Annotated in this window: 23 protein-coding genes; 13 read left to right on the forward strand and 10 right to left on the reverse strand. The window is 61.0% G+C overall.

Annotated elements, in window-relative coordinates; all coding sequences use genetic code 11:
• Window positions 1-9 precede the first annotated feature (9 nt).
• From H3028_RS03600 to H3028_RS03610, 3 genes are all read right to left on the reverse strand, one after another.
• Window positions 10-630: an SOS response-associated peptidase gene (locus H3028_RS03600; protein ID WP_181295699.1), complete on the reverse strand. Its 621-nt coding sequence runs from the start codon at window positions 628-630 to the stop codon at window positions 10-12.
• A 74-nt stretch (window positions 631-704) separates the two neighbouring features.
• The gene (locus tag H3028_RS03605) at window positions 705-965 is read right to left on the reverse strand and encodes a DUF2007 domain-containing protein (protein ID WP_181295700.1); all 261 of its coding nucleotides are present in this window, start codon (window positions 963-965) and stop codon (window positions 705-707) included.
• Window positions 966-1,148, reverse strand: a complete 183-nt coding sequence (locus H3028_RS03610; protein ID WP_181295701.1) for a CPXCG motif-containing cysteine-rich protein — start codon at window positions 1,146-1,148, stop codon at window positions 966-968. It abuts the gene before it with no gap.
• Between the two features lie 250 nt (window positions 1,149-1,398).
• Between H3028_RS03610 and H3028_RS03615 the strand changes: the two genes are divergently transcribed.
• Window positions 1,399-2,562: a 1-acyl-sn-glycerol-3-phosphate acyltransferase gene (locus H3028_RS03615; protein WP_181295702.1), complete on the forward strand. Its 1,164-nt coding sequence runs from the start codon at window positions 1,399-1,401 to the stop codon at window positions 2,560-2,562.
• A 25-nt stretch (window positions 2,563-2,587) separates the two neighbouring features.
• Here the strand turns inward: H3028_RS03615 and H3028_RS03620 are convergent, their stop codons facing one another.
• Window positions 2,588-2,866, reverse strand: a complete 279-nt coding sequence (locus H3028_RS03620; protein ID WP_258237676.1) for a hypothetical protein — start codon at window positions 2,864-2,866, stop codon at window positions 2,588-2,590.
• A 428-nt stretch (window positions 2,867-3,294) separates the two neighbouring features.
• Between H3028_RS03620 and H3028_RS03625 the strand changes: the two genes are divergently transcribed.
• Window positions 3,295-4,671 (forward strand): DUF1329 domain-containing protein, encoded by a 1,377-nt coding sequence (locus H3028_RS03625; RefSeq protein ID WP_181295703.1) that lies wholly within the window; start codon window positions 3,295-3,297, stop codon window positions 4,669-4,671.
• A gap of 227 nt (window positions 4,672-4,898) precedes the next feature.
• Here the strand turns inward: H3028_RS03625 and H3028_RS03630 are convergent, their stop codons facing one another.
• The 3 genes from H3028_RS03630 to H3028_RS03640 form a co-directional block, all read right to left on the reverse strand.
• Entirely contained in the window at window positions 4,899-5,483 is a 585-nt protein-coding gene (locus tag H3028_RS03630; RefSeq protein WP_181295704.1) for a YajG family lipoprotein, read from the reverse strand.
• Window positions 5,484-5,811: 328 nt separating this feature from the next.
• Complete coding sequence (gene mqo, locus H3028_RS03635; RefSeq protein ID WP_258237701.1) at window positions 5,812-7,317, reverse strand: malate dehydrogenase (quinone); 1,506 nt, start codon at window positions 7,315-7,317, stop codon at window positions 5,812-5,814.
• A 311-nt stretch (window positions 7,318-7,628) separates the two neighbouring features.
• Window positions 7,629-7,916 (reverse strand): PA4642 family protein, encoded by a 288-nt coding sequence (locus tag H3028_RS03640; protein WP_181295706.1) that lies wholly within the window; start codon window positions 7,914-7,916, stop codon window positions 7,629-7,631.
• A 193-nt stretch (window positions 7,917-8,109) separates the two neighbouring features.
• Between H3028_RS03640 and dauA the strand changes: the two genes are divergently transcribed.
• Window positions 8,110-9,843, forward strand: a complete 1,734-nt coding sequence (gene dauA / locus H3028_RS03645) for a C4-dicarboxylic acid transporter DauA (protein WP_181295707.1) — start codon at window positions 8,110-8,112, stop codon at window positions 9,841-9,843.
• A gap of 67 nt (window positions 9,844-9,910) precedes the next feature.
• Here the strand turns inward: dauA and H3028_RS03650 are convergent, their stop codons facing one another.
• The gene (locus H3028_RS03650) at window positions 9,911-10,822 is read right to left on the reverse strand and encodes an SDR family oxidoreductase (RefSeq protein WP_181295708.1); all 912 of its coding nucleotides are present in this window, start codon (window positions 10,820-10,822) and stop codon (window positions 9,911-9,913) included.
• Window positions 10,823-11,563: 741 nt separating this feature from the next.
• On the opposite strand from H3028_RS03650, the gene H3028_RS03655 reads away from it, so the two are divergent.
• The 6 genes from H3028_RS03655 (at window position 11,564) to H3028_RS03680 (ending at window position 16,839) form a co-directional block, all read left to right on the forward strand.
• Window positions 11,564-12,145 carry a TIGR00730 family Rossman fold protein gene (locus H3028_RS03655; RefSeq protein ID WP_181295709.1) on the forward strand — a complete coding sequence of 194 codons (582 nt, stop codon included), beginning with the start codon at window positions 11,564-11,566 and terminating at the stop codon, window positions 12,143-12,145.
• Window positions 12,146-12,617: 472 nt separating this feature from the next.
• Window positions 12,618-13,103: a DUF2726 domain-containing protein gene (locus tag H3028_RS03660; protein ID WP_309109516.1), complete on the forward strand. Its 486-nt coding sequence runs from the start codon at window positions 12,618-12,620 to the stop codon at window positions 13,101-13,103.
• A 224-nt stretch (window positions 13,104-13,327) separates the two neighbouring features.
• Window positions 13,328-13,834, forward strand: coding sequence for a thioesterase family protein (locus H3028_RS03665; protein ID WP_181295710.1), 507 nt, complete (start codon window positions 13,328-13,330; stop codon window positions 13,832-13,834).
• A 36-nt stretch (window positions 13,835-13,870) separates the two neighbouring features.
• Window positions 13,871-14,893 (forward strand): DUF5924 family protein, encoded by a 1,023-nt coding sequence (locus tag H3028_RS03670; RefSeq protein WP_181295711.1) that lies wholly within the window; start codon window positions 13,871-13,873, stop codon window positions 14,891-14,893.
• Window positions 14,894-14,958: 65 nt separating this feature from the next.
• Entirely contained in the window at window positions 14,959-15,486 is a 528-nt protein-coding gene (locus tag H3028_RS03675) for an MgtC/SapB family protein (protein WP_181295712.1), read from the forward strand.
• Window positions 15,487-15,528: 42 nt separating this feature from the next.
• A complete protein-coding gene (locus tag H3028_RS03680) occupies window positions 15,529-16,839 on the forward strand; it encodes a sorbosone dehydrogenase family protein (RefSeq protein WP_181295713.1) in 1,311 nt (436 codons plus the stop codon).
• A 49-nt stretch (window positions 16,840-16,888) separates the two neighbouring features.
• On the opposite strand, the gene sfsA is transcribed toward H3028_RS03680, so the two are convergent.
• Window positions 16,889-17,596, reverse strand: coding sequence for a DNA/RNA nuclease SfsA (gene sfsA, locus H3028_RS03685; RefSeq protein WP_181295714.1), 708 nt, complete (start codon window positions 17,594-17,596; stop codon window positions 16,889-16,891).
• Window positions 17,596-18,768, reverse strand: a complete 1,173-nt coding sequence (locus H3028_RS03690; protein WP_181295715.1) for a pyridoxal phosphate-dependent aminotransferase — start codon at window positions 18,766-18,768, stop codon at window positions 17,596-17,598. Before H3028_RS03690 ends, sfsA begins: the two co-directional genes overlap by 1 nt.
• Window positions 18,769-18,961: 193 nt before the next feature.
• On the opposite strand from H3028_RS03690, the gene dksA reads away from it, so the two are divergent.
• From dksA to H3028_RS03710, 4 genes are all read left to right on the forward strand, one after another.
• Entirely contained in the window at window positions 18,962-19,405 is a 444-nt protein-coding gene (gene dksA / locus H3028_RS03695) for an RNA polymerase-binding protein DksA (RefSeq protein ID WP_168423492.1), read from the forward strand.
• Between the two features lie 94 nt (window positions 19,406-19,499).
• Window positions 19,500-20,399 carry a tRNA glutamyl-Q(34) synthetase GluQRS gene (gluQRS, locus tag H3028_RS03700; RefSeq protein ID WP_181295716.1) on the forward strand — a complete coding sequence of 300 codons (900 nt, stop codon included), beginning with the start codon at window positions 19,500-19,502 and terminating at the stop codon, window positions 20,397-20,399.
• 113 nt (window positions 20,400-20,512) lie between these two features.
• Entirely contained in the window at window positions 20,513-20,689 is a 177-nt protein-coding gene (locus H3028_RS03705; RefSeq protein WP_003095129.1) for a hypothetical protein, read from the forward strand.
• Window positions 20,673-23,627 carry a sensor histidine kinase gene (locus tag H3028_RS03710; protein WP_181295717.1) on the forward strand — a complete coding sequence of 985 codons (2,955 nt, stop codon included), beginning with the start codon at window positions 20,673-20,675 and terminating at the stop codon, window positions 23,625-23,627. The genes H3028_RS03705 and H3028_RS03710 overlap by 17 nt, the downstream gene beginning before the upstream one ends.
• The last annotated feature ends 166 nt before the right edge of the window (window positions 23,628-23,793 follow it).

Here is a 23,793-nt window from a genome sequence, read left to right on the forward strand (position 1 = left end):
TGCCAACGGCTAGTTCACTGGCGTCAGACATTCCGGCGCATCCAGCTTTGGATCGTTGACGAAGGTTGCCAAGGGACGCTCGCGCAGCGCCGGCTGCGGCGCGGTCAGCAGCGCCTGCAGCGCTTCGGGCGGGGTCTGCGGATCGAGCCACGCGGTCATGCTGGCCTGATCCAGCATCAGCGGCCGCCGCTGATTCGCGGCAGACAGCGTTACCACGGCCGCGCTGAGATAGGTGTGGCCCGGCACTGGATAGGCTTCCCAGATCGCCGCGAAGTAGATCAGCGAATCCTCTCCGGTCATCCAGTAGGGCCGTTTGCGCGCGGTGCCGCGCCATTCGTAAAAGCCGTTGGCAGGCAGCACGCCCCGGCGCAAGCGGAAGGCGTCGCGAAACATCGGCTGCTCGGTCAGCGTTTCCGCCCTCGCCTGCGCCGGGGTCCGGGTTAGGTCGGTGAGCCAGGCTGGAGTCAGCCCCCAGCGCACGCTGCTGAGTTGCAGCTCGTTGTCTGTCTGGCGCAGCAGCAGCACAGAAGCGCCGGGCGCCAAACTCCAGTGCGGTTGCTGATCCGCAGGGAAACCGGGGAGCGCGGCGAAGGCCGGACTCCAGCGAAACAGGGCATAGCGGCCACACATGGCAGAACTCGTTGGGAGGCGGATCGAAAGCAGCGACCTATCGGCGCGGGCGGTAGGCCGCTCATCGGCCCGAATTAGCAGATGAGCTCGCCTGGATAGCTTTCCGGCTCGTCGCCGGGCAGCGGCTCGGCGCCATTGTACTCAGCGATCAACTGTCGTGCGCGCTCGACCTGGTCATCGGCGACCATCAACCCGAGCAGACCGGCCGCCGGCAGCTCGCCGACCGCGCCGATCAGGTGCCGCCCGGTCAGGAACACTTCGAGGCCTTCGGCGACCAACATGCCGCGCAGCATCTCGGCTTCTAGCAAATCACGAGGTTCATACACGCGCTGCATCTAGTCATCCTCCCGCAGCACGTCGAGCTGCCAGTCGGTACCATCAGTTCGCAGATCGAACACAATCGGCCTGCAGCAGACCGGACAATCCTCGATATAGCGCTGATCACCGCCACTTAGATCGAGCAGCGCCTCAACCCCTTCGCCGCAATAGGGGCATTGATAATCCTGTGATTCCAGCATCAGCGTCTCCTGCGTGACTTGCCGCTATAATCGCCGTCCTTAGTCTGTTGGGGTCGTCCCAGCGCATTACCACCGCAGGGACGAGCCTGATGGTGCAATACGGCGTGAATCGACTCGCATTGCGAATAACCGGCTCGCTATTGCCCTGCGCTTACCCCGCTTGTGCCGTGCACCGCGTTGAAACATCAACAGACCTAACTTCGACCCCGAAATGTTTGGGGTTATTCAGTTTCCCCTTACAGAGAGCATGATGGACGAATTCGAAGCCATCCGACCCTACGCCGACGCTGAAGTCCCTGCCGTGATGGCGCGATTGTTTGCCGACCGGGAGTTCCTCGACATTCTGGCGCACTTTCGCTTTCCACGGCTGGCCGGCCCGATGGGCTGGATGCTTAAACCTCTTATAGCGCAACGCCTGAAACGCGAGTTCGCCAGCATTCATTCGGTCGACACGCTACAGGCACGGATCGAGATGTACCTCGACCGAACCATCGAGCGCGCCACCGATGGCATCACTTATTCAGGGCTGGAGAAATTGCAGCCCGGCTGCGCCTATCTGTTTCTAGCCAACCACCGTGACATTGTGATGGATCCGGCTTTCGTCAACTACGCAGTGTTCCAGGCGAAGATGCGCACACCGCGCATCGCCATTGGCGACAACCTGTTGCAGCGGCCATTCGTCAGCGACCTGATGCGGCTGAATAAAAGCTTCATCGTACGCCGCTCGGTCACTGGCCGGCGCGAGAAGCTCGCGGCTTATCAGGTGCTTTCCGCCTATATCAACCACTCGATTCGCAATGATGGCGAATCGATCTGGATTGCCCAGGCCGAGGGCCGCGCCAAGGACGGTGATGACCGCACCGACTCGGCAATCTTGAAAATGATGCACATGAGCCGCAAGGACGAGCCTTTCGCTGAGGCCATGGCGGCGCTGCGGCCAACGCCCGTATCGATCAGCTACGAATATGACCCCTGCGACCAGGCCAAGGCTCGGGAACTCTACATTCGCGCCAGCACCGGCACATACACCAAGGCGCCGGGGGAGGACGACACCAGCATCGCACTCGGTATCACCGGCTATAAAGGCCGCGTGCACGTCAACTTCGGCACCCCAATCACCGACGTCCCGGATGATCCCAAGCAGCTCGCAAGCGCGATCGACCGGCAGATTCTCTGCGACTATCGCTTGTTTCCGGTTAATTATCTGGCGTACGGGATCTGGGACGGACGCGATCCAGAGCTGGCGATACCTGAGCTCACCGAACTGTTCAGCCGGGAGGAAATTGCGCGTGCCGAGGCCGAATGGGGCAAGCGCCTGGCCGCCTGCCCAAGCGTGCAGCAGCCTTACCTGATCCAACAGTACGCCACACCGGTACGTAATCAGCACCGATTGAAGGCAGGCTTGAGCCTCTGATGGTCGAGTGATGCCCGGCAGGCAGCTAGATCAGCCGGGTGAGCGCAGAAAGCAGCCAGGCCAGCCCCAGGCTGCTGAAACCAAAGCCATAGAAGAACCGGTCGATGCGCTGAGTCGCCGCCGCCCCAACCACCTCGACGATCGGTCCACGGGTGCTGGCCGGATGCGCTGACTGGCTCGCGAGTTGCTGGCGCCAGCGCGTCGCCAACAGCAACCAGGCACCGCCGAGCGCGATCAGCAACGCCATCGAATTGAGCACAGGGCCGAGGCTGGCCAGCCCCGAAAAATCGATATTCAGTGACAACCGAACCTCCACGAAGACCTCAAAGCACCGGCCTTTGAATTGCCAAAAATTCGGCAACGGAGTCTACCGAAACGCGCCAGCGGGTTCAGCCGCTTCCCGACCAAGCGGAGCGCAACCAAACGATGGCAATTTGCCGGGTATTTGCGCCATTTATGCAGATAGGTGCCGTCTCGATTGTTGACTATAGTCCCTCCCAGCTTCACCCTCATCTTGCCTCGAACAACCGAAATAGAGCGTGCGCCTGGCTTGAGCAACCAGACGGGACTGCCGCGGAGTCGAGCAAACGGCAACTTGTGATCGCTGCGTCCCTGACGTGATTTTTACCGGGCCTGCAGCCCGCCACCTTTTTCGTGGAAGTCGCCACTTGCAAGCGCCGCGCTTACGGCATCGCTTGCAGGAACCAGTTACTGAATCAACAGGACCGAACAATGAATAAAAACAAGTTAAAGACGGGGGCCCTCACACTCTCTTTGCTGGCAAGCGCTCTGCTGGCAAGCGGAGCCCTGGCAGCGGTGTCCGAGTCGGAAGCGGCCAAGCTGGGCGACAGCCTGACGCCCATCGGCGCCGAAAAGGCCGGTAACGCCGTCGGCACGATTCCCGCCTGGACAGGTGGCTTGCCGCAGGACGCCGCCGGCATTAGCGCCGATGGCTTCGTCAGCGATCCGTATCCGAACGATAAGCCTAAGTTCACCATCACTGCGCAGAATTTCGAGCAGTACAAGGACAACCTGAGCCCCGGCCAGATCGCCATGCTCAAGCGTTACCCTGAAACCTATCGTCTGCCGGTCTTCGAGACCCGCCGCAGTGCCGCCGTACCCCAGCGGATCTACGACGCGGCGAAGAAGAATGCGACCCACACCGAATTGGTCCGCGGCGGCAACGGTCTGGCCAACTTCGACACAGCGGTCGCTTTCCCCCTTCCCCAGAATGGCCTGGAAGTGGTCTGGAACCACACAACGCGCTACCGTGGTGGCTCAGCCCGTCGAATCGTGGCCCAGGCCACTCCGCAGGTGAATGGCAGCTACAACCTGGTCAAATTCGTCGACGAGGTCGTCTACACGAACACCCTGCGCGACTACAACGCAGAAAAGCACGGCAACGTCCTGTTCTACTTCAAACAGCAGGTCACCGAACCGTCGCGACTGGCCGGTAACGTCCTCTTGGTCCACGAGACCTTGGACCAAGTGAAAGAGCCGCGCATGGCGTGGATCTACAACGCAGGCCAGCGCCGTGTGCGCCGGGCCCCGCAGGTAGCCTACGACGGCCCGGGTACTGCAGCCGATGGCCTGCGCACCTCCGACAACCTGGACATGTTCAACGGTGCACCGGATCGCTACGACTGGAAACTGGTGGGCAAGAAAGAGATGTACATTCCCTACAACTCCTATCGCCTGGATTCGCCGCAGCTGAAATATGACGACATCATCAAGGCGGGCCACATCAATCAGGACCTGACCCGCTACGAGCTGCACCGCGTCTGGGAAGTAGAGGCGACCTTGAAGAGCGGCGAACGCCATATCTACGCCAAGCGCCACTTCTTCATCGACGAGGACACCTGGCAAGCTGCGGTCATCGATCACTACGACGGCCGTGACACACTGTGGCGCGTCGCCGAGGCGCACTCCCAGTACTTCTTCAACGTGCAGGTGCCGCTGTATTCGATGGAAACCCTGTATGACCTGGTTTCCGGTCGCTACCTGGTGATGGGCATGAAGAATGAGGAAAAGAACCCTTACGTCTACAACTACGAAGCCAACTCCAATCAGTACACCCCGGCGGCCCTGCGTAACTCCGGCGTGCGCTGATCCGAGCGCTTAGGGCTATCCGCCCAATGGAAACGCCCCGGTCTGACGGGGCGTTTTCGTTTGTGCAGGTGGTAACTGCACTCGATTCTGCCTACGGCCGAGCGACAACCAGGCCGGCGAGGCCTGATTACTCTCCGCGCGCAACACTTCGAGCGCCCTGCAGAGCGCGCATCGCAAACAAAAAACCCGCATCGAATGCGGGTTTCTTTTTACAACCATGGTCGGTCTTACTGAGCCAGCACCTGACCGATGTTTTGGTCACGAAACGCGCGGCTCAGCGCATCGCTCAAGACCTCACTCACCAGTTTGGTGTTGGTCTGCTCGTTCGGCGCCATACCGAAACGCTGATTCAGCGAGGCGCCATAACGTCCGGTGTAGCGACGACCGCCGTTCTGCACCTCGACTCGGAACGTTGCGCCGATGGTCGCTTCGGTGACATAGAGTCCTTCCTTCGGCGATTGGTATTTCAGCTCGGCAAGCGTCAAGGTCAGCTGCGGAGCATTGTAAGCATTGGGCGACGGTGTGAAGCCGAGCAGGCGAACCGCTGCTTCTGCCTGAGCCTGAAGTTTGGGCATCACCTTCTCCTTCGGCACGATCACCGCGCTGGTTTCCGGATACAGGCCACCGCGGGTACCCAGTGTCGGAGATGGACGTCCGTCCACCACCCGCACCGATACCGGCTGCCCCTGACCGACAGGGTTGATGGTGCCGGTGATTTTCGGAGTTGGATCGAGTTGCTGCGGGCTATGTGCGCAACCGGCCACGGCCAGTACCGACACGGCGGCAAGACTGAACAACAGGCGTTTCAGCATGCTGTCTTTCTCCAGATTAGGAATGATGGCGCGCAGTATAACCAGCCCCGCAACTGCCTGACAGCGGATGCGCTAAAGACCCGTCCGGCAGCGGCAATGTTCCGCGGCAACCGCAATGTGCGATCACGCGTCGAGACCTTCAGGCAGCACACCCATGCCACTACTGACTGCCCTGCTCCGGCGCCCTGCCCCGTGCCATTACGTCCTGCTCGATGATCAGCCGATCTTGCCGCACACAACCTATCCAACGCGTTGCGTTCAGCAGATATGAAAAAGCCGCGCGGCTCATGCAAGCAGCGCGGCTTTGGATACCCCCGGTACGTCTGACCTAGTCGGCCAGCCCCAGACGCTTGTCGACCATGGCGGTTACGTCACGGTAAACCACCGGATCAGCTCCCAGCACTTTCTCGCGGGCCGGGAAAATCTCGTCAAGCTTGCGGGCCCAATCTTCGCTCTTGGCCTGCTCGGGGAAGCAGCGCTCAATGAGATCCAGCATGATCGACACGGTGACCGAAGCACCCGGAGACGCACCCAGCAATGCTGCAATGGAACCGTCCCGCGCCGACACCAGCTCGGTGCCGAACTGCAGGATGCCGCCTTTCTTCGGATCCTTCTTGATGATCTGTACGCGCTGACCAGCCACTTCTAGGCGCCAGTCTTCAGCCTTCGCCTCAGGATAGAAGCCACGCAAGGTTTCCAGGCGATCCTCCATGGACTGCCGGACTTCCTTGATCAGGTAGCGGGTCAAGTCCATGTTGTCGCGCGCGACGGCCAGCATCGGCTTGAGATTGCTCGGCCGGATCGACATCGGCAGATCGAGTGGCGAGCCATGCTTGAGGAACTTGGTGGTGAAGCCGGCATAAGGCCCGAACAGGAGCGATTTCTTACCGTCCACGACGCGCGTGTCCAGATGAGGAACGGACATCGGCGGTGCGCCTACGGCGGCCAGACTGTAGACCTTGGCCTGATGCTGCTTGACGATCTCAGGATTATCGCAGCGCAGCCACTGGCCGCTGACAGGGAAACCGCCGTAGCCCTTGCCTTCTTCGATATCCGACATCTGCAGCAGCGGCAAGGCTGCACCGCCCGCGCCGAGGAAGACGAAGCCGGCATCGAGCTCGCGACTGCTGCCGTCACGCGTGTTCTTGATTTCCAAGCGCCAGCCTTTGCCGTTGCGTTCAAGGCCTGTGACCTTCTGGAAATAGGACATCTTCACGCCCGGCTTGGCCTCGAGATACACCAGCAACTGCCGAGTCAGCTCACCGAAGTTGACGTCTGTACCGTTCAACGCGCGGGTAGCGGCGATCGGCTCGTCCACCGGGCGGCCCGGCATCATCAACGGCATCCATTCTTCCATCGTGGCGCGGTCTTCGGTGTAGACCATGTCTTCGAAGGCGTGATGAGTCTTGAGCGCATCGAAGCGGCGCTTGAGATAGTCGATGTTCTTGGCACCGCGAACGAAGCTCAGGTGCGGCACGACGTTAAGGAAATCACGAGGGCTGCCGAAGCCTTCGCGGCCCGTCAGGTAGGCCCAGAACTGCTTGGAAACCTCGAACTGGGTATTGATGGTGACGGCTTTCTTGATGTCGATCGAACCGTCTTTGGTGTCCGGGGTGTAGTTCAGCTCACACAGCCCGGCGTGGCCGGTGCCAGCATTGTTCCAGGGGTTCGAGCTTTCCACGGCCCCGGATTCTTGTAGTTCAACAATCTCCAGCTTGATGTTGGGATCGAGTTCCTTGAGCAGTACCGCCAGAGTCGCACTCATGATGCCGGCTCCCACCAGCACCAAATCCACGGCTTCGCTATCGTGTTGCGTCATTAACGCGTTCTCCAGAATCACAGCATTAAACTGTCACGACCGCAGTACGCAATCGCGTAGAACCACCAGCCAGGCGGCTAGAAACGGAGGAGGTCTCTATACCGCTGCTCGGGCTTGTGCCCGAAGGCAGGCATCTCAGGATGCCGGCCCGCTGTCGGGAGAACGGCTTTTGGCCTTCTCCCTCTCGCTCCGATGTATCCCGGAGCTGGGCGACAGGCCGGGGCTCTACGGGACACGTGCAGCGAGAAAATCGATTGTGGCTATCGGTTGCTCAGCCAGTACATCAGCGATGCGTGCCTCGGCGGCCTTCCTCCGAGGGCAATGAATCAGCCGCGGGCGGCCTTGATCAGCTCGATGTAGGGCTCTGCCTGGCGCTGGTCGGCAATCAGGGCAACGAAATCCTGTCCCTTGGCATCCTTCGCGTTCAGATCGAATCCGGCTTCGACAAAGAATCCGAGAAAACGCTCGAAATCATCGACCCGTAAACCTCGATAGGCCTTGATCAGCTTGTGCAGCGATGGCGGTGTCTCGTCAGCCGGTTCCGGCTCGAGAAACAACTTGATCGATTCATCACTGACTTCTTCGCCGATCACCTTCTTCTTGTCTTTGCGCATGGTTTCTCCGGTCCGACGGGCCTTACGGGGGCGGCAGTTTACTCCGCGAGGCGAGCGCACTCAACGCGCCAGAAGCGCTTGCGACCAAGGTCGTACGCGAAAAACCATAATTTGGCGGCGATAGTGAGCTCGGGGAAAGCTCGCCGCGGGGCCTGTGCTTATACTTGCGCTTCGCATACAAGGAGCGGTCTGCATGAATCTTCCACCGCTGTTCGCCGCCTGGCGTCAAACCCTGCGATCAGGGTACGGGGGCCTCGAACTACGCGGTGATATCGCTGCAGGGATAACAGTTGGAATAATCGCCATTCCACTGGCCATGGCACTGGCAATTGCGGTGGGTGTTGCGCCACAGCATGGCCTGTATACGGTGCTGATCGCCGCGCCGCTGATCGCCCTGACCGGTGGCTCCAGATTCAACGTGTCCGGGCCCACAGCCGCGTTCGTGGTGATTCTGCTACCGATAACCCAGCAGTTCGGCATCGGTGGCCTACTTCTATGCACGATGCTCGCAGGACTGATCCTGATAGCGCTCGGGCTGCTGCGCGCCGGCAAGCTGATCGCCTTCGTGCCTTATCCGGTCACCCTGGGCTTCACCGCAGGGATCGGCATCGTCATCGCGACCCTGCAATTAAAGGATGTGCTCGGACTGACCCTCACCGAGCAACCTCAACATTATGTAGAACAGCTGGGCCTGCTAGTTCACGCATTGCCCAGCGCCCAGCCCGGCGACGCTCTTGTCGCCGCGCTTTGCCTGGCGACGTTGATCGTCTGGCCGCGCCTGGTGCCCAGGGTGCCTGGCCACCTTGTGGCTCTCATCGTCGGCGCGCTGGCCGGAATGGCGCTGGAATCCTCTGGCCTGGCCGTGGCCACGCTGGGCGAGCGCTTCAGCTACAGCGTGGACGGCGTGACGCATCCGGGCATTCCGCCATTTCTGCCGGACTTTGCCTGGCCTTGGTTGTTGTCAGGCCCTGACGGACAGCCGTTGGTGCTGAGCTTCGAGTTGCTCCACCAGCTACTGGCCCCCGCTTGCGCCATCGCCATGCTGGCGGCCATCGAGTCGCTGCTCTGCGCCGTGATCGCCGATGGCATGACCGGTAGCAATCACGATCCGAATGCCGAGCTTCTGGGCCAAGGCATCGGCAACCTGGTCGCTCCTCTGTTCGGTGGCATCACCGCCACCGCGGCCATCGCCCGCAGCGCCACCAACGTGCGCGCTGGCGCCTTCTCACCACTGGCGGCGATCATTCATGCCGGTGTCGTGCTGGTGGCGATCCTGTGGCTGGCGCCGCTGTTCAGTTATCTGCCGATGGCCGCCCTGGCGGCGCTACTGCTTATGGTGGCCTGGAACATGAGCGAAGCGCCACATGTGCTCAAGACACTGCGCATCGCGCCCCGCAGCGATGTGCTGGTTTTGCTGACCTGCCTGACCCTGACGGTGTTGTTCGATATGGTTCTGGCAGTTGGGGTCGGCCTATTGCTGGCTGCTGGGCTGTTCATAAAGCGCATGAGTGAACTGACCGATACCACGAGCCTGCGCTCCGGCCAGAGCCAGCTACTACAGGATCTACCCGAGCACGTCGCTGCCTACGCGATTCGGGGCCCCCTGTTCTTCGGCGCCGCCGAGAAGGCGCTGGGCGTGCTGCGGCGCTTCAATCCTGTGGTGAAGGTCGTCATCGTCGATATCAGTAATGTGCCGATGCTGGACATGACCGCGCTCGCGGCGCTGGAAAACGTTCTGCTGGATTACCGAAAGCAGGGTATCGCGCTGATCCTTTGCGGCAGCAGTGCACAAGTGAGGCTCAAGCTGCGTCGCGCCGGTATTCATCTGCTTGAAGGGCAACTGCATTACGTACGCGATCTTGCCCAGGCGCGGGCAAAAGCCTTGCGCCTCCTGCCAGCAGATGCGGTGGCCGCAGCCGCCGGCTGATGCGCTCCGGCCGGACGAGGGGCGAGGGCCCGGCTCCCGCGCCCTCGGTCTGGCCGGCCAAACGATGTTAGCCGGCGTGCTTCTGCAGGTTGGCCATCATTTCCTTCAGCGCTTCCATATTGTCAGCCGGATGCGCGGCATTTTCGAAATTGCAGATCTGCTGCCAGTTGGCCGCGACGTCTTCGGCCTCGAAGCCTGCCCTTGGGTCGAAACCGGCACCCAGGCTGCGCTCCCAGCGCACCTTGCCCATCCAGCCGCCACCCACTTCGAACAGCCCAGATGTCTCCTGGCATTGCTCGCTCGCCAGATACACCACCAGCGGGCTTACCAGCTCAGGCTTGAGTTGTTCGAAGACCTGCGGAGGGATAAGACCTTCGGTCATCCGCGTGCCGCCGGTAGGCGCGATGGCATTTACCAGGATGTTATTTTTGCGGCCTTCCAGGGCCAAGGTGCGGGTCAGCCCGTAGAGGCCAAGCTTGGCCATGCCGTAGTTGGACTGGCCAAAGTTGCCGTAGATACCGGAGGTGGACGCGGTGAAGATCACCCGGCCATAACCCTGCTCGCGCATGTGCGGCCAGGCCGCGCGGGTAACCTTGTAGGCGCCTTCGACGTGAACCTTGTACACCAGGTCCCAGTCGGCATCGTCCATCTTGTGAAACGTCTTGTCGCGCAGGATGCCGGCGTTGTTCACCACGACGTCGATGCGGCCGAAGGCATCGAGCGCATGCTGCACGATCTTCTCACCGTCGGTAACCGAGTCGTGGTTGGCCACCGCCGTACCGCCGGCCTGGCGAATCTCTTCCACCACCCGATCGGCCGCCGAACTGTTGGCACCTTCGCCCTGAGCGCTACCGCCGAGATCGTTGACTATCACTTTAGCGCCATGACGAGCGAATAGCAGCGCGTGGGCGCGACCGAGTCCGCCACCGGCGCCGGTCACGATTACCACCTTGTCTTCGAAGCGGATGGCTTCACTCATTCGGCATTCCTCCAGCAGATTGTTATTGGATGACGTTGCATGTGCGCGCGAGTGTCGACGAGGCCAACCCGGCTCACAATCAAACGCCCGCGAATGAATGCCCCGGCATAACGCTGCGGGATGATGGCGGGCCACGACCGAAGCAGGCAGTGATCGATGGGAATCCTGCCCCTGCCTGCTGCCGCTGACGCAAAGGTCTGGCTATTTTTCGCCCGACCATCCACAGCCCACGCGCCCCGGGTGTTTCGCACTTATCTCCCCACGTTATCCACAGAACACCCCACAGCTATTCTGGATAACTTAAACCGCTTCACCCCCTGCTCAGCCAAAAATAAATCTCCAAAATCTCTTTATTTCAACGGTTTACTAACTTCGCTCTCGATTTGATCGAGATCGCACAATTGACGCAATGCGGCAGGCGGTGCGCCTTTGAGAAACCCCGCCAGAGGTTATCCACAGAGAGGTGCACAGCGATAGGCGATAACCGAACTGGAACGCTATCGAAGCGATGCCCAGAAACTAAGAGCAGCCTGACGAACAGAGCGACAGCCTTTCGCCCGTCAAGAACAGCGCCGGAGGCCATCATGTCCAGTTTCGATTTTTTTCAGACGTTATTCGCCAACTACGCACTAGCTGTCAGTGGCGGCTGCCGCGAGGGATGCCTTGGATGCTGATTCGACCCCGTGACCTTCACCTGGCGTCGGGGTTAATCTGCTGGCCACTTGAATGACGGAGTGACCGATGTCCCTGCAATCGATCTGCATATTCTGTGGTGCCAGTACGGGTACTAATCCCATTTATCGAGAAGCAGCCATCGCGATGGGCCAGACCCTGGCGGCGAACGGCATCAGGCTGATCTACGGCGGAGGTGCGGTTGGGTTGATGGGCGTGGTGGCCGATGCCGCCATGACCGCCGGTGGCGAAGTGATCGGCATTATTCCGCGGAGTCTGAAAGAGTCGGAAATCGGCCATACAGGCCTGACGCGATTGGAAGTGGTCGACGGCATGCACGCACGCAAAGCACGCATGGCCGAACTCTCCGATGCCTTCATAGCGCTGCCGGGCGGCCTCGGCACCCTGGAAGAATTGTTCGAAGTCTGGACCTGGGGCCAACTGGGCTATCACAGCAAGCCGCTCGGGCTGCTAGATACCAACCAGTTCTATAGCAAGCTGAGCCACTTCTTGGACCATCTCGTCGAGGAGGGCTTTGTGAAGGTGAAGTACCGCGCCATGCTGCAGCGCAGCGACTCCCCTCGGGATCTTCTGCAACTGCTTAACGCTTGGCAGCCCAGCATTCATAGCCGCTGGGAGAATTCCCAGTGACGTGGACAAGCCCCCCGGTGCCGTGGGCGGAAAGCTGTATGAAAATTGAACAACTTTTCGCAACCCGGAGGCCATGGCGCTCTCAATGACTTTACCGGTGGTTATCCACAGCTCTCTCCACAGCAAACGGGGATAAGTGGTTATGAACAATCTAACCTAGCAAAAAAACCGTTGCGGAACAGTCGCTAACGCCTTGTGCGGAGCGTGCCAATGTGCGTACCAGCACCGCTTCTGAGCGTTGATCAAAGCGTGATCAGCCAACGCTAACGCTAGTGCCGCACGGCTCGGGACGGTCAGCCCAGAGGTTATCCACAGATCGTTGCACAGATACCTTGGATAACTCAGTTCTGTTCGGAACGAACTCCCCTGCATCTGTCGGTTCAAACAAATCATGCAAACCTGTCGGGAGCAGCCCTATGCGTATCTTGCCTCCTCCGGAAACCCCACCGCTTCCACATAAGGCAGGCTCCCAGTGACGTCCTTTCTCGGGTTGGTGCTGGTGGCTTTCGTCTGCTTTGCCCTGGTCTTTCTTATCAAGCAGCGGCAGTTCAACCATCCCGCCTTACGGATGCCATATCAGCTGAAGCGTCCATTCTTTCAACCGAGCGAAGGCGAGCTGTTGGCATTGCTGCAGCAAGCGGCCGGTGATGACCATTTGATCCTGAGCAAGGTGCGAGTCGCTGATGTGGTCGAAGTGACAGCGATTCCCCGGCGAGCCCCCTGGTACCAGGCGGTTAACCGGATATCCGCGGCACGCTTCGATTTTCTTCTTTGTGACCGGGCCACGCTGGAGCCTCGTTGCGCCATCGAAATGGAGCAGGCATCTGATGCGAATGCCTTTCTCGATGAGCTTTGCCAAACGATCGGCCTGCCCCTGGTACGCCTGGCCCCGGAAACGGCACGCTCATACGGAGATGTACGCACCGCGATCGATAAGGCCACCGCAACGGCTGCCTGACCGCATCGCGTCGAGCCATTCGGCCGAGCCACTTGATGTGCATAGCAAAGCACCGCCCCCGAAACGACACTCGAAGCAAAAGCCAGCAGCGCTGCAGCTGACCGAAGCGACAGGCTACAAGGGAACAGGACGTCACGGTGCTGCTCGAGTCGATTGATATTGAGCAGCGGCATAACCCTGACTCTGAGCACCGCTGAGGCTTCTCTGGACCAAGGAATCCGATAATGGGTGGTTTGCTGCGCAACGTACTGACTCTGTTTCTGGCGCTGCTGCGCCGCGAGCGTAAGGCGCCCGACCAGACGCTATCCGCTCGCTTTCTGGTGACCCCTCTGGATGTTGGCGTCATCAAGCTCAAGAGTGACCGCTATCTACGTCTGACCGAGGCTGCGCAGATCGACTTTCTCGTGCGCACCGGCCTGTTTGGCACGCTGGTGCGCCGGCGTTATGCCTTCGTCAACGCCTCGGTGCTGATTCGCTTCACCGCTCCGATCAAGCTCTTCAGTTGGTTGACGATTGAATCGCGAGTGCTCTATCACGACGCCCGTGCTACCTACCTCGAGCATGTTTTCCTCAGCGGAGCCGTTCGTTGCGCCTGTGTGCTGGTAAAGATGAAATTCAAACACGGCCGACAGACGATCGCCCCGCCAGCGCTTCTTGGCAGCGCCGGCTGCACAGACAAGCCAGATTATTTGCAGGCTTGGGACGACACCCTCGCGCAAAACTGGCCATGATCCCCAACCAGAGACGATCCTTAACGTGAAATCTACATGCCATTGAAATCCCGCCTTGCCGCGCTGTTCGAACAGGGCTCACGGTTGATTCGCCGCTATCCGGGCACAGTGGCGCTATTTGGCTTCTGCTCGGGTATCGCCAGTTTTGTACTGGTGGAGCGCCATGCCGGTTTGGCGAAGGTGATCGCGGCGACCATGCTGGCCAGCTGGCTCTGGCTGATGCTGGAAAACAGCCTGCGCCGCGGCCTGGAACGCCATTTCGGCTGGAAAGTGCCACGTCCCGTGCTGCGCTACGTCACGCAGATGGTGCATCAGGAAAGCCTGTTCTTCATCATTCCGTTCTTCTTCATTACCACCACCTGGAACAGCGGCCAGGCGGTGTTCACGGTGATATTGGGCGTCGCGGCATTGGTCTCATTGGTCGACCCGCTTTACTACAAGTGGCTGGCACCGCGCCGCTGGGTCTACCTGGCATTCCATGCCCTGACGCTGTTCGCGGTTCTGCTGACTGCGCTACCCATCATCTTTCACCTGTCCACTCCGCAGAGTTACCTCTGTTCGTTGATCATCGCTGTGTTGCTGGCGCTACCCAGCCTCAGGGGGTTGTTCCCCGAATGGAACTGGAAAAGCATGATTGCGGTTCCGCTACTGGCGGCGATCGTCGGTCTTGCCGGCTGGGTGGGCCGCACCTGGGTACCGCCGGCTACGCTCTGGCTCAACGATGTCGCGGTGACCATGAGCATGGACGACGCATCACGAGAGCCCGGCAACCGCCTGCGTCAGCTATCCAGCCGCGAGCTTCACGGCAATGGCCTCTACGCCTTTACCGCGATCAACGCACCGCGGGGGTTGAAGGAGCGCATCTTCCATGTATGGGAGCACAACGGCCGGCGTGTCGATCGTATACCGCTGGACATCAGCGGAGGACGCGATGCGGGCTACCGCGCCTGGACCCATAAGCGCAATTTCCCGAACAAGGCGCAAGGCCGTTGGCGCGTACGGGTCATGACCGAAGCTGGACAAATGATCGGCATGCTGCGTTTCGAGGTCACCGAATGAACCGCCATGCGCGGCATGACTCGAATTCTAGATACACGCGATCGCCGAGCTAGCCGGGGGAAGTCATGGAATGGTGGGAGATACTGGGCCGCACCGTTGCGTCGGAATTTTCCGACATTCCCGATCTAGAACATGGCATTCGCGTATCCATACGGCTGCTCTTGGCCGCAGCGCTCGGCGGTGTGCTGGGCTATGAACGAGAGTACAAGGGCAAGGCGGCCGGGCTGCGAACCCATATGCTGGTGGCCCTGGGTGCGGCGCTGTTCGTGCTGGTACCGCTGGAAGCTGGTATGCCGCTCCAGGACCTGTCGCGAGTGATGCAGGGCATCATTACCGGGATCGGCTTTCTCGGCGCTGGCACTATCCTTAAGGGTAGTTCGCAGCGGGACGTCAAAGGCCTGACCACAGCAGCCGGAATCTGGCTGACCGCCGCCATTGGCGTCGCCACCGGGCTGGGCCATGAGGCCACCGCAGTGCTCACGACGGGCTTCGCACTGGTAATTTTTCTGCTGATGCCGAAACTGGAGCAGCATGCCGCCAGAACTGCCCGACATGACGGCAAACAGGGCCGCGACCGCGAGCAAGGCCCTTGATCCAGCACGTTGCGCCACTCAGCGACACACTAGGAGCCGCCCATGCAACGCCATTACGCCTGTCTGTTGGCCGCCTCCCTGATGCTCATTCTCACCGGCTGCGGCGACACCGCCAATCTGCCGGTGCAGTCGGGCTATGGGCCAGACCCCGCGCTCCCGGAACCTAACAAGTCGCTGATCCCGACGGTCAATATCGCCAAGGCAACGGGCTGGCCGGCGGGAGCGAAGCCACAAGCAGCTCCAGGCTTTCGCGTCGAAGCGTTCGCTCGCAATCTCGACCATCCACGCTGGCTGCATGTACTACCCAACGGCGACGTGCTGGTGGCTGAAAGCGATGCCCCGCCCAAGCCAGAGAGTGGAGGTATTCGCGGTTGGATCATGAAGAAAGTCATGGCACGCGCCGGCTCGGGCGGCGATAGCGCCAACCGCATCACCCTGCTGCGCGACAAGGACGGTGATGGCACACCGGAGCAGCGCACGGTTTTCCTCGAAGGGCTGAACTCACCCTTCGGCATGGCGCTGGTGGGTGATCAGCTCTATGTCGCCAACACCGACGCTCTGGTGCGTTTTACCTACGAAGAAGGCGCCACCCGCATCGAGGGTGCGGGAGAAAAAGTCGTCGGTCTACCGGCCGGCCCGATCAACCATCACTGGACCAAGAATGTGGTCGCCAACCAGGACGGATCGCGTTTGTATGTGACCAGCGGCTCGAATAGCAACATCGCCGAGAATGGCATGGAAGCCGAAAAGAACCGCGCAGCCATCCTCGAAGTCAACCCACAGAACAAGACCCTGCGTCTGTTCGCCTCCGGCTTTCGTAACCCCAACGGGCTGGCCTGGCAGCCGGACAGCGGCGAGCTATGGACGACAGTCAACGAGCGCGACCTGATCGGCAGCGATCTGGTCCCGGACTACATGACTTCGGTGCAGGATGGCGGCTTCTATGGCTGGCCTTACAGTTATTTCGGCCAGCATGTTGACCCGCGGGTGAAGCCACCGCGACCGGATATGGTGGCGAAGGCACTGGTGCCAGATTATGCCCTCGGCGCCCATACCGCCTCGCTGGGCCTGGTGTTCTATGAAGGCTCGCTGTTACCGAAGCGTTACCTCCACGGCGCCTTCATCGGCCAACACGGCTCGTGGAACCGCAAACCCCGCAGTGGCTACAAAGTGGTCTTCGTGCCGTTCAAGCAGGGACGGCCTAGCGGCGAAACCGAGGACATTCTCACGGGCTTCGTCAACGACAGCGAAGAGGCCATGGGCCGGCCGGTGGGCGTCGCGGTCGACATAACCGGCGCAGTACTGGTTGCCGATGATGTTGGCGACACCGTCTGGCGCGTGACCGGAGATTAGCCACAGTACGCGGTTGGCGGACTTGCTGGCCGCATCGACCCGCCCGCCATCACAGGATCACGGGGAGCCTGCGCACCAGCCGAATCTCATCGTGCGAAAGCTCGACACCATACGCCAGCACTTCCACACCCGCCGCCTGCGCTTCACGCAGCGCCGCCGCATAGTGCGGATCGATTTCGCTTGCCGGACGCACCGCCTCAATCTCGGTCAGGTTCACACAGTACAGAAGCACCGCACGGACTCCGTCGCGCGCCAGCGCCGCCAATTCGCGCAAGTGACGTGCGCCACGCGTCGTCACCGCATCCGGAAAGGCCGCCACGGCGGTGCCGCCGAAGCCGAGGGTCACGCTTTTCACCTCGACGAATGCCGGGCCATCGGAGAAATCCAGCCGGAAGTCCACCCGGCTGTTCTCGACGCCATAGGCCACCTCACGCTTGAGCGCAGTGAAGCCGTTCAGCTCCTCGACAACCCCGGCCAGCAGCGCCTCTTCGACCAGACGATTGGCACGGGCGGTGTTGATGCAGGCCAGGCGCCCTTGCGGCGTTTCCACCAACTCCCAGGTGCCCGGCAGCCTGCGCTTGGGATCACTGTTGCGCTGAAACCAAACGCGCGCGCCCTCGCCCATGCAGTTAAGCATCGAGCCGGTATTCGGGCAGTGGATGCACAAATGCTCGCCGGCATCGGTAACGATATCGGCAAGAAAGCGCTTGTAGCGTCGGATCAGCCGACCCTGCTCGAGAGGCGTGGCAAAACGCATCAGCCTTGCCAACTCTGCAGGCCGCGGGCGATGCGCTCTACCGCCTGCTCCAGCTGCGGCAAATCCTGGGTATAGGCGAAACGCACGTGGTGCCCAGCCTGATGGCGACCGAAATCGAGTCCCGGCGTGATGGCCACGAACTCGGTTTCCAGCATGTGCTGGCAGAAGGCATAGGCGTCACCACCGAACGCACTGATATCGGCATAGAGATAAAAAGCGCCCTCGGGTTCGACGACGATGCCGAATCCCAGTTCGCGCAGGGCTGGCAGCAGGAAATCGCGGCGACGGCCGAATTCGGCCCGGCGTGCCTCGAGAATTTGCAGGGTAGCCGGCTCGAAGCAGGCCAGCGCCGCATGTTGAGCCATGGTTGGCGCGCTGATATAGAGGTTCTGCGCCAGTTTTTCCAACTCCGGGACCGCCTCCGGTGGCGCAATCAGCCAGCCAAGACGCCAACCGGTCATGCCGAAGTACTTGGAAAAACTGTTGAGCACAAAGGCCTCGTCATCCACCTCAAGCACGCTGGCGGCGTCGGTGCCGTAAGTCAGTCCGTGGTAGATCTCATCCACTACCAGATGCCCGCCGCGCCCTTTCAATGCAGCGGACAGGTCTGCCAGTTCATTCCGTGTCAGCAAAGTACCGGTGGGATTGGCCGGCGAGGCGACCAGCGCACCCACGCTGTCCTTGTCCCAGTAGCGCTCGACCAGATCGGACGTCAGCTGGTAGCGGACATCGGCCCCCACCGGGACCAGCTGTGCGGCGCCTTCGATCAGGCGAAGGAAATGCCGGTTGCATGGGTAACCGGGGTCCGCCAGCAGCCAGTGCTTGCCTGGGTCGACCAGAAGGCTGCTGGCGAGCAACAGCGCACCAGATCCGCCGGGAGTAATCAGCACGCGTTCGGGGTCAATAGACAGTTGATAGCGCTGAGCGTAAAAATCGGCAATCGCCTCGCGCAGCTGCGGCAGCCCTCGGGCGGCGGTATAGCGTGTGTGGCCCGCCGCCAAGGCAGCCTGGCCGGCCGCGACGATGGGCGCCGCAGTGGTGAAGTCCGGCTCGCCGATTTCTAAGTGAATGACATCACGGCCCAGCGCCTGTAATTCGTTGGCTCGCGCCAGCAGTGCCATGACATGAAAGGGTTCGATTGCACGACTACGCGCGCTATATGACGAGGTCATCTGACCTTCCTGATGAGTACAAAACGTGAATTCTACCGAAGGTCCCTCTGACACCGCAGCCACCGTGATATTCGGGAGTAGCGCACCCCGATACGATCTGGTAAGTTCGCCCGCTTGCAGCCGCAGGGCCGGCACGGGCCGGCAGAGGGATTTCACTATCCTGCGCAATGGACATAGCGAGAGGCGTTCATCCATGCCCATTACCAAAACGACACCGAATAACCAATTGATTCGCGCCTTCGTGCCCTACAAGGAAGCCAAGGGCGAGGAGTACATGAGCGACAACATGCGCGCTCATTTCACCGGCATCCTGAACAAGTGGAAGCTGGAGCTGATGGAAGAAGTCGATCGTACCGTGCATCACATGCAGGACGAAGCGGCCAACTTCCCTGATCCGGCCGACCGCGCCAGCCAGGAAGAAGAGTTCAGCCTGGAACTGCGTGCGCGTGATCGCGAGCGCAAGCTGATCAAGAAGATCGACGAGACGCTGCAGCTGATCGAAGACAACGAATACGGCTGGTGCGACTCCTGCGGCGTAGAGATCGGCATTCGCCGTCTGGAAGCCCGCCCCACCGCCACGCTGTGCATCGATTGCAAGACGCTGGCGGAGATCAAGGAAAAGCAGATCGGTTCCTGATCCCGAACGGGGCGCTTCGGCGCCCCGCTTCATTCCAGACCGCACATCCTCGCCGCATCCCGCCTCGCTGCTGCTTCACCCGAGCCGGCTTCCCATGCCTTCCACCGTTACGCCCTCCTCCTATATCGGCCGCTTCGCCCCTACGCCTAGCGGTTATCTGCATTTTGGTTCGCTGATCGCAGCACTGGCCTCCTACCTTGACGCTCGCGCCGCGGATGGCCGCTGGCTGTTGCGCATGGAAGACCTCGACCCGCCGCGGGAGATGCCCGGCGCGCAGGACGCCATTCTGCGGGCGCTGGAAGCCTATGGTTTCGAGTGGGACGCAAAAATGGTGTGCCAGAGCGAGCGTCTGGGTATCTACAACGCAATGATCGATCGCCTCTGGCAGGGCGGTCATGCCTATGCCTGCGACTGCTCGCGCAAACAGCTGCAACCCTTCGCCGGGCTCTATCCGGGTTTTTGCCGCGATGCCGGCCGGGACGTGAGCGATGCTGCCATACGTCTGCGCGTGCCCGATCGCGAGTATGCATTTACTGACCGTGTGCAGGGCGAGTTCCGCCAGCACTTGGGCCGCGAGGTCGGTGACTTCGTGATCCGCCGTCGCGATGGACTGATTGCCTATCAGTTAGCCGTAGTGCTCGACGATGCCTGGCAGGGCGTGACCGACGTCGTTCGCGGTGCCGATCTGCTCGACTCCACGCCGCGTCAGCTCTACCTGCAAGAGTTGCTCGGTCTCCCACAACCGCGATACCTGCACGTCCCCCTGATCATTCAGCCGGACGGTCACAAGCTGGGCAAGCGTTACCGCTCGCCACCGCTGCAGCCGGATGAGGCCACGCCGCTGTTACTCCGCGCGCTGCGCGCCCTCGGCCAGCCGACGGCGAGCGACCTTGCCGACGCGCTGCCGGGCGAGCTGCTGGCCTGGGCGATCCCACGCTGGGATGCCAGGCGCATCCCGCGCTGTCGCACCCTGGCCGAGGCGCAGTTGCGCTAACGCTGATGCTGCAAGCGTCCTGTGGGCTTACCAGGCTTTGCTTTAACTTGCCGCTTGTGGCTTGCCGCTTGCCGCTGCTTTACCATCCGCCTACTTCCGATACGAGTTCCAGCATGTACATTTACCGACTGGTGCTGCTCCTGGTGGTGGGGATCTACCTGTTTTCCCCAGCGATCATGGACTGGTGGATCGACCCCAACGGCGCCTGGTACCGACCCTATCTGCTGTGGCTGATCCTTATCGTGGTGACCTTCATCCTTCAGAGTCAGCGCGATGCAGACGAGCTTTAGCCTCAGCCACCTGATCCTGATCAGCGTCGCCTATCTGCTGGTGCTGTTCGGGGTGGCCTGGGTCAGCGAGCGCGGGCTGATCCCACGCTGGGTGATTCGCCATCCTCTGACCTACACCCTGTCGCTGGGCGTCTATGCCAGCGCCTGGGCGTTCTATGGCACCGTGGGCCTGGCCTATCAATACGGTTACGGTTTCCTTGCCACCTATCTGGGGGTCTGCGGCGCCTTTCTGCTCGCGCCGGTCCTGCTTTACCCAATCCTGCGCATCACCCGCACCTATCAGTTGGCCTCGCTGGCGGACCTGTTCGCTTTTCGCTTCCGCAGCACCTGGAGCGGTGCGCTGACAACGATCGTCATGCTGATCGGCATGCTGCCGCTGCTGGCCCTGCAGATCCAGGCGGTGGCCGATGCCATCGGCATTCTCACGCTCGAGCCCTTGCAAGAGCGGGTGGCGCTGGGCTATTGCGTGATGATCATGCTATTCACCATTCTCTTCGGTGCCCGGCATATCGCCACGCGGGAAAAGCACGAGGGGCTGGTATTCGCCATCGCGTTCGAGTCGGTGGTCAAGCTGCTGACATTCGGCGCCATCGGCTTATATGCACTCTTTGTGGTGTTCGGCGGCCCGCATCAACTGGAAATCTGGCTGCTGCAGAATCAATCGGCACTGCAGGCGTTGCATACGCCATTGCAAGAAGGCCCCTGGCGGACCCTGCTGCTGGTGTTCTTCGCCTCGGCCATCGTCATGCCGCACATGTACCACATGACCTTCACCGAAAATCTCAACCCACGCGCCCTGGTCAGCGCCAGCTGGGGACTGCCGTTGTATCTGCTGTTGATGAGCCTGGCCGTGCCGCTGATTCTGTGGGCGGGCCTCAAGCTTGGCGTTAGCACCAATCCCGAGTATTTCACTCTTGGCCTTGGCCTCACCGCGCAGAGCGAGACACTGACGCTAGTGGCGTTCATCGGCGGGCTGTCTGCGTCCAGCGGGCTGATAATCGTCAGTACCCTGGCGCTGTCGGGCATGGCCCTCAACCATCTGGTGTTGCCGCTCTATCAGCCTCCTGCCGAAGGCAACATCTATCGCTGGCTGAAATGGACTCGCCGCAGCCTGATCCTAGCGATCATCATGGCCGGTTACGGCTTCTATCTGCTGCTGGGCGCCGAGCAGGACCTGTCCAACCTGGGCATCGTCGCCTTCGTCGCCACCTTGCAGTTCCTGCCCGGCGTGCTTTCGGTGCTCTACTGGCCGACCGCCAACCGCCGCGGTTACATCGTCGGCTTGCTAGCCGGCATCGCCGTCTGGGTGGTTACCATGCTGTTGCCACTGGTGGGCAACCTCAATGGCTTCTATATCCCGCTGTTCAACGTCGTTTATGTGCTCGACGACACCAGCTGGCACCTGGCGGCTATCGCCTCGCTGGCGGTAAACGTGCTGGCGTTCTCCCTGTTCTCGCTGTTTACCGAGACCAGCGCCGAGGAGCAGGCCGCCGCCGAGGCCTGCGCAGTGGAAAACGTGCGGCGTCCGCAACGGCGGGAGCTGATGGCCGCCTCGCCGCAGGAGTTCGCCACCCAGCTGGCCAAGCCACTGGGCGCCAAGACCGCACAACGCGAGGTGGAGCAGGCGCTACGGGATCTCCAGCTACCCTTCGACGAGCATCGTCCTTACGCCTTGCGCCGGCTGCGCGACCGCATCGAGGCGAACCTGTCCGGCCTGATGGGCCCGAGCGTCGCGCAGGATATCGTCGAAAACTTTCTGTCCTACAAAAATGGCGCTGACGGCTATGTCACCGAAGACATTCATTTCATCGAGAGTCGCCTGGAGGACTACCACTCACGCCTGACTGGCCTGGCAGCAGAGCTCGATGCGTTACGTCGCTATCACCGCCAAACGCTGCAGGAGCTGCCAATGGGTGTCTGCTCGCTGGCCAAGGATCAGGAAATCCTGATGTGGAACCGGGCCTTGGAAGAGCTCACCGAGATTCCGGCATTGCAGGTGGTGGGTTCGCGCCTGTCGACCATCGCCGAGCCCTGGAAAAGCCTGCTGACTGACTTTATTCAGCAGAGCGATGAACACCTGCACAAACAGCGATTGCCGCTGGATGGCCACAGCCGTTGCCTGAATCTGCACAAGGCCGCCATCGCCGAACCGCTGGCGCCAGGCAACAGCGGCCTGGTGCTCCTGATTGAAGATCTCACCGAAACCCAACAGCTCGAAGACCGGCTGGTTCATTCCGAGCGTCTGGCCAGCATTGGGCGATTGGCAGCTGGCGTCGCCCATGAAATCGGCAATCCAATCACCGGTATCGCCTGCCTGGCGCAGAATCTGCGCGAGGAGCGCGAAGCCGATAACGAGATCAGCGAGATCAGCAATCAGATCGTCGAACAGACCAAGCGCGTCTCACGCATCGTCCAATCTCTGATGAGCTTCGCTCATGCCGGCAGCAGACAACAGGATCTGTACCCGGTGAGCCTGGCCGAGGTGGCGCAGGATGCGATCGCCCTGCTCTCGCTCAATCGCCGCGGCACCGAGGTGCACTTCTTTAACCTTTGCGACCCCAGTCACTTGGCCGAAGGCGATCCCCAGCGCCTCGCCCAGGTGCTGATCAATCTGCTCTCCAACGCCCGCGACGCATCGGAGCCCGGCGGCGCAATTCGCGTGCGCAGCGAGCTATCCGAACAGACCGTCTACCTCATCATCGAAGACGAAGGCAGTGGCATTCCGCAAACGATTCAGGATCGTCTGTTCGAGCCTTTCTTCACCACCAAGGACCCCGGCGAAGGGACAGGGCTGGGCCTTGCACTGGTCTATTCGATCGTGGAAGAGCATTATGGACAGATCAATATCGACAGCCCGGCAGACCCGGAAACCCAACGCGGCACCCGTTTCCGCATTACCCTGCCGCGGTATGTCGAGGCGAAAGATGCCATTGATTGACGAAGCGATGGGCGCTGTTCCGCTGCTACTGGCCACGCACAACAAAGCGTGCAACGGGCCAGGCCAGGGCTTGCACAAGTCGGCACCGCAGCCCTGCGCTGGCAGACCCACGCCACATCGCGACAGCTTGCACAGCCCACGGAACCAGCGCCGTGCGGCGCCGTTT

Origin of the sequence: Pseudomonas sp. Q2-TVG4-2, from assembly GCF_013620795.1 — a bacterium.
Lineage (GTDB): Bacteria > Pseudomonadota > Gammaproteobacteria > Pseudomonadales > Pseudomonadaceae > Stutzerimonas.

Excerpts from the sequence above, each read along its gene's own strand:
- H3028_RS03615 (WP_181295702.1), top strand. The coding sequence starts at position 1,399 with ATGGACGAATTCGAAGCCATCCGACCCTACGCCGACGCTGAAGTCCCT.
- H3028_RS03640 (WP_181295706.1), bottom strand. The coding sequence starts at position 7,916 with ATGCGCAAAGACAAGAAGAAGGTGATCGGCGAAGAAGTCAGTGATGAA.
- H3028_RS03675 (WP_181295712.1), top strand. The coding sequence starts at position 14,959 with ATGGAATGGTGGGAGATACTGGGCCGCACCGTTGCGTCGGAATTTTCC.
- H3028_RS03650 (WP_181295708.1), bottom strand. The coding sequence starts at position 10,822 with ATGAGTGAAGCCATCCGCTTCGAAGACAAGGTGGTAATCGTGACCGGC.
- sfsA (WP_181295714.1), bottom strand. The coding sequence starts at position 17,596 with ATGCGTTTTGCCACGCCTCTCGAGCAGGGTCGGCTGATCCGACGCTAC.
- H3028_RS03665 (WP_181295710.1), top strand. The coding sequence starts at position 13,328 with ATGGGTGGTTTGCTGCGCAACGTACTGACTCTGTTTCTGGCGCTGCTG.
- H3028_RS03630 (WP_181295704.1), bottom strand. The coding sequence starts at position 5,483 with ATGCTGAAACGCCTGTTGTTCAGTCTTGCCGCCGTGTCGGTACTGGCC.
- H3028_RS03710 (WP_181295717.1), top strand. The coding sequence starts at position 20,673 with ATGCAGACGAGCTTTAGCCTCAGCCACCTGATCCTGATCAGCGTCGCC.
- H3028_RS03680 (WP_181295713.1), top strand. The coding sequence starts at position 15,529 with ATGCAACGCCATTACGCCTGTCTGTTGGCCGCCTCCCTGATGCTCATT.
- dauA (WP_181295707.1), top strand. The coding sequence starts at position 8,110 with ATGAATCTTCCACCGCTGTTCGCCGCCTGGCGTCAAACCCTGCGATCA.
- H3028_RS03690 (WP_181295715.1), bottom strand. The coding sequence starts at position 18,768 with ATGACCTCGTCATATAGCGCGCGTAGTCGTGCAATCGAACCCTTTCAT.
- dksA (WP_168423492.1), top strand. The coding sequence starts at position 18,962 with ATGCCCATTACCAAAACGACACCGAATAACCAATTGATTCGCGCCTTC.
- H3028_RS03605 (WP_181295700.1), bottom strand. The coding sequence starts at position 965 with ATGCAGCGCGTGTATGAACCTCGTGATTTGCTAGAAGCCGAGATGCTG.
- H3028_RS03600 (WP_181295699.1), bottom strand. The coding sequence starts at position 630 with ATGTGTGGCCGCTATGCCCTGTTTCGCTGGAGTCCGGCCTTCGCCGCG.
- H3028_RS03705 (WP_003095129.1), top strand. The coding sequence starts at position 20,513 with ATGTACATTTACCGACTGGTGCTGCTCCTGGTGGTGGGGATCTACCTG.
- H3028_RS03610 (WP_181295701.1), bottom strand. The coding sequence starts at position 1,148 with ATGCTGGAATCACAGGATTATCAATGCCCCTATTGCGGCGAAGGGGTT.
- H3028_RS03625 (WP_181295703.1), top strand. The coding sequence starts at position 3,295 with ATGAATAAAAACAAGTTAAAGACGGGGGCCCTCACACTCTCTTTGCTG.
- gluQRS (WP_181295716.1), top strand. The coding sequence starts at position 19,500 with ATGCCTTCCACCGTTACGCCCTCCTCCTATATCGGCCGCTTCGCCCCT.
- H3028_RS03670 (WP_181295711.1), top strand. The coding sequence starts at position 13,871 with ATGCCATTGAAATCCCGCCTTGCCGCGCTGTTCGAACAGGGCTCACGG.
- H3028_RS03655 (WP_181295709.1), top strand. The coding sequence starts at position 11,564 with ATGTCCCTGCAATCGATCTGCATATTCTGTGGTGCCAGTACGGGTACT.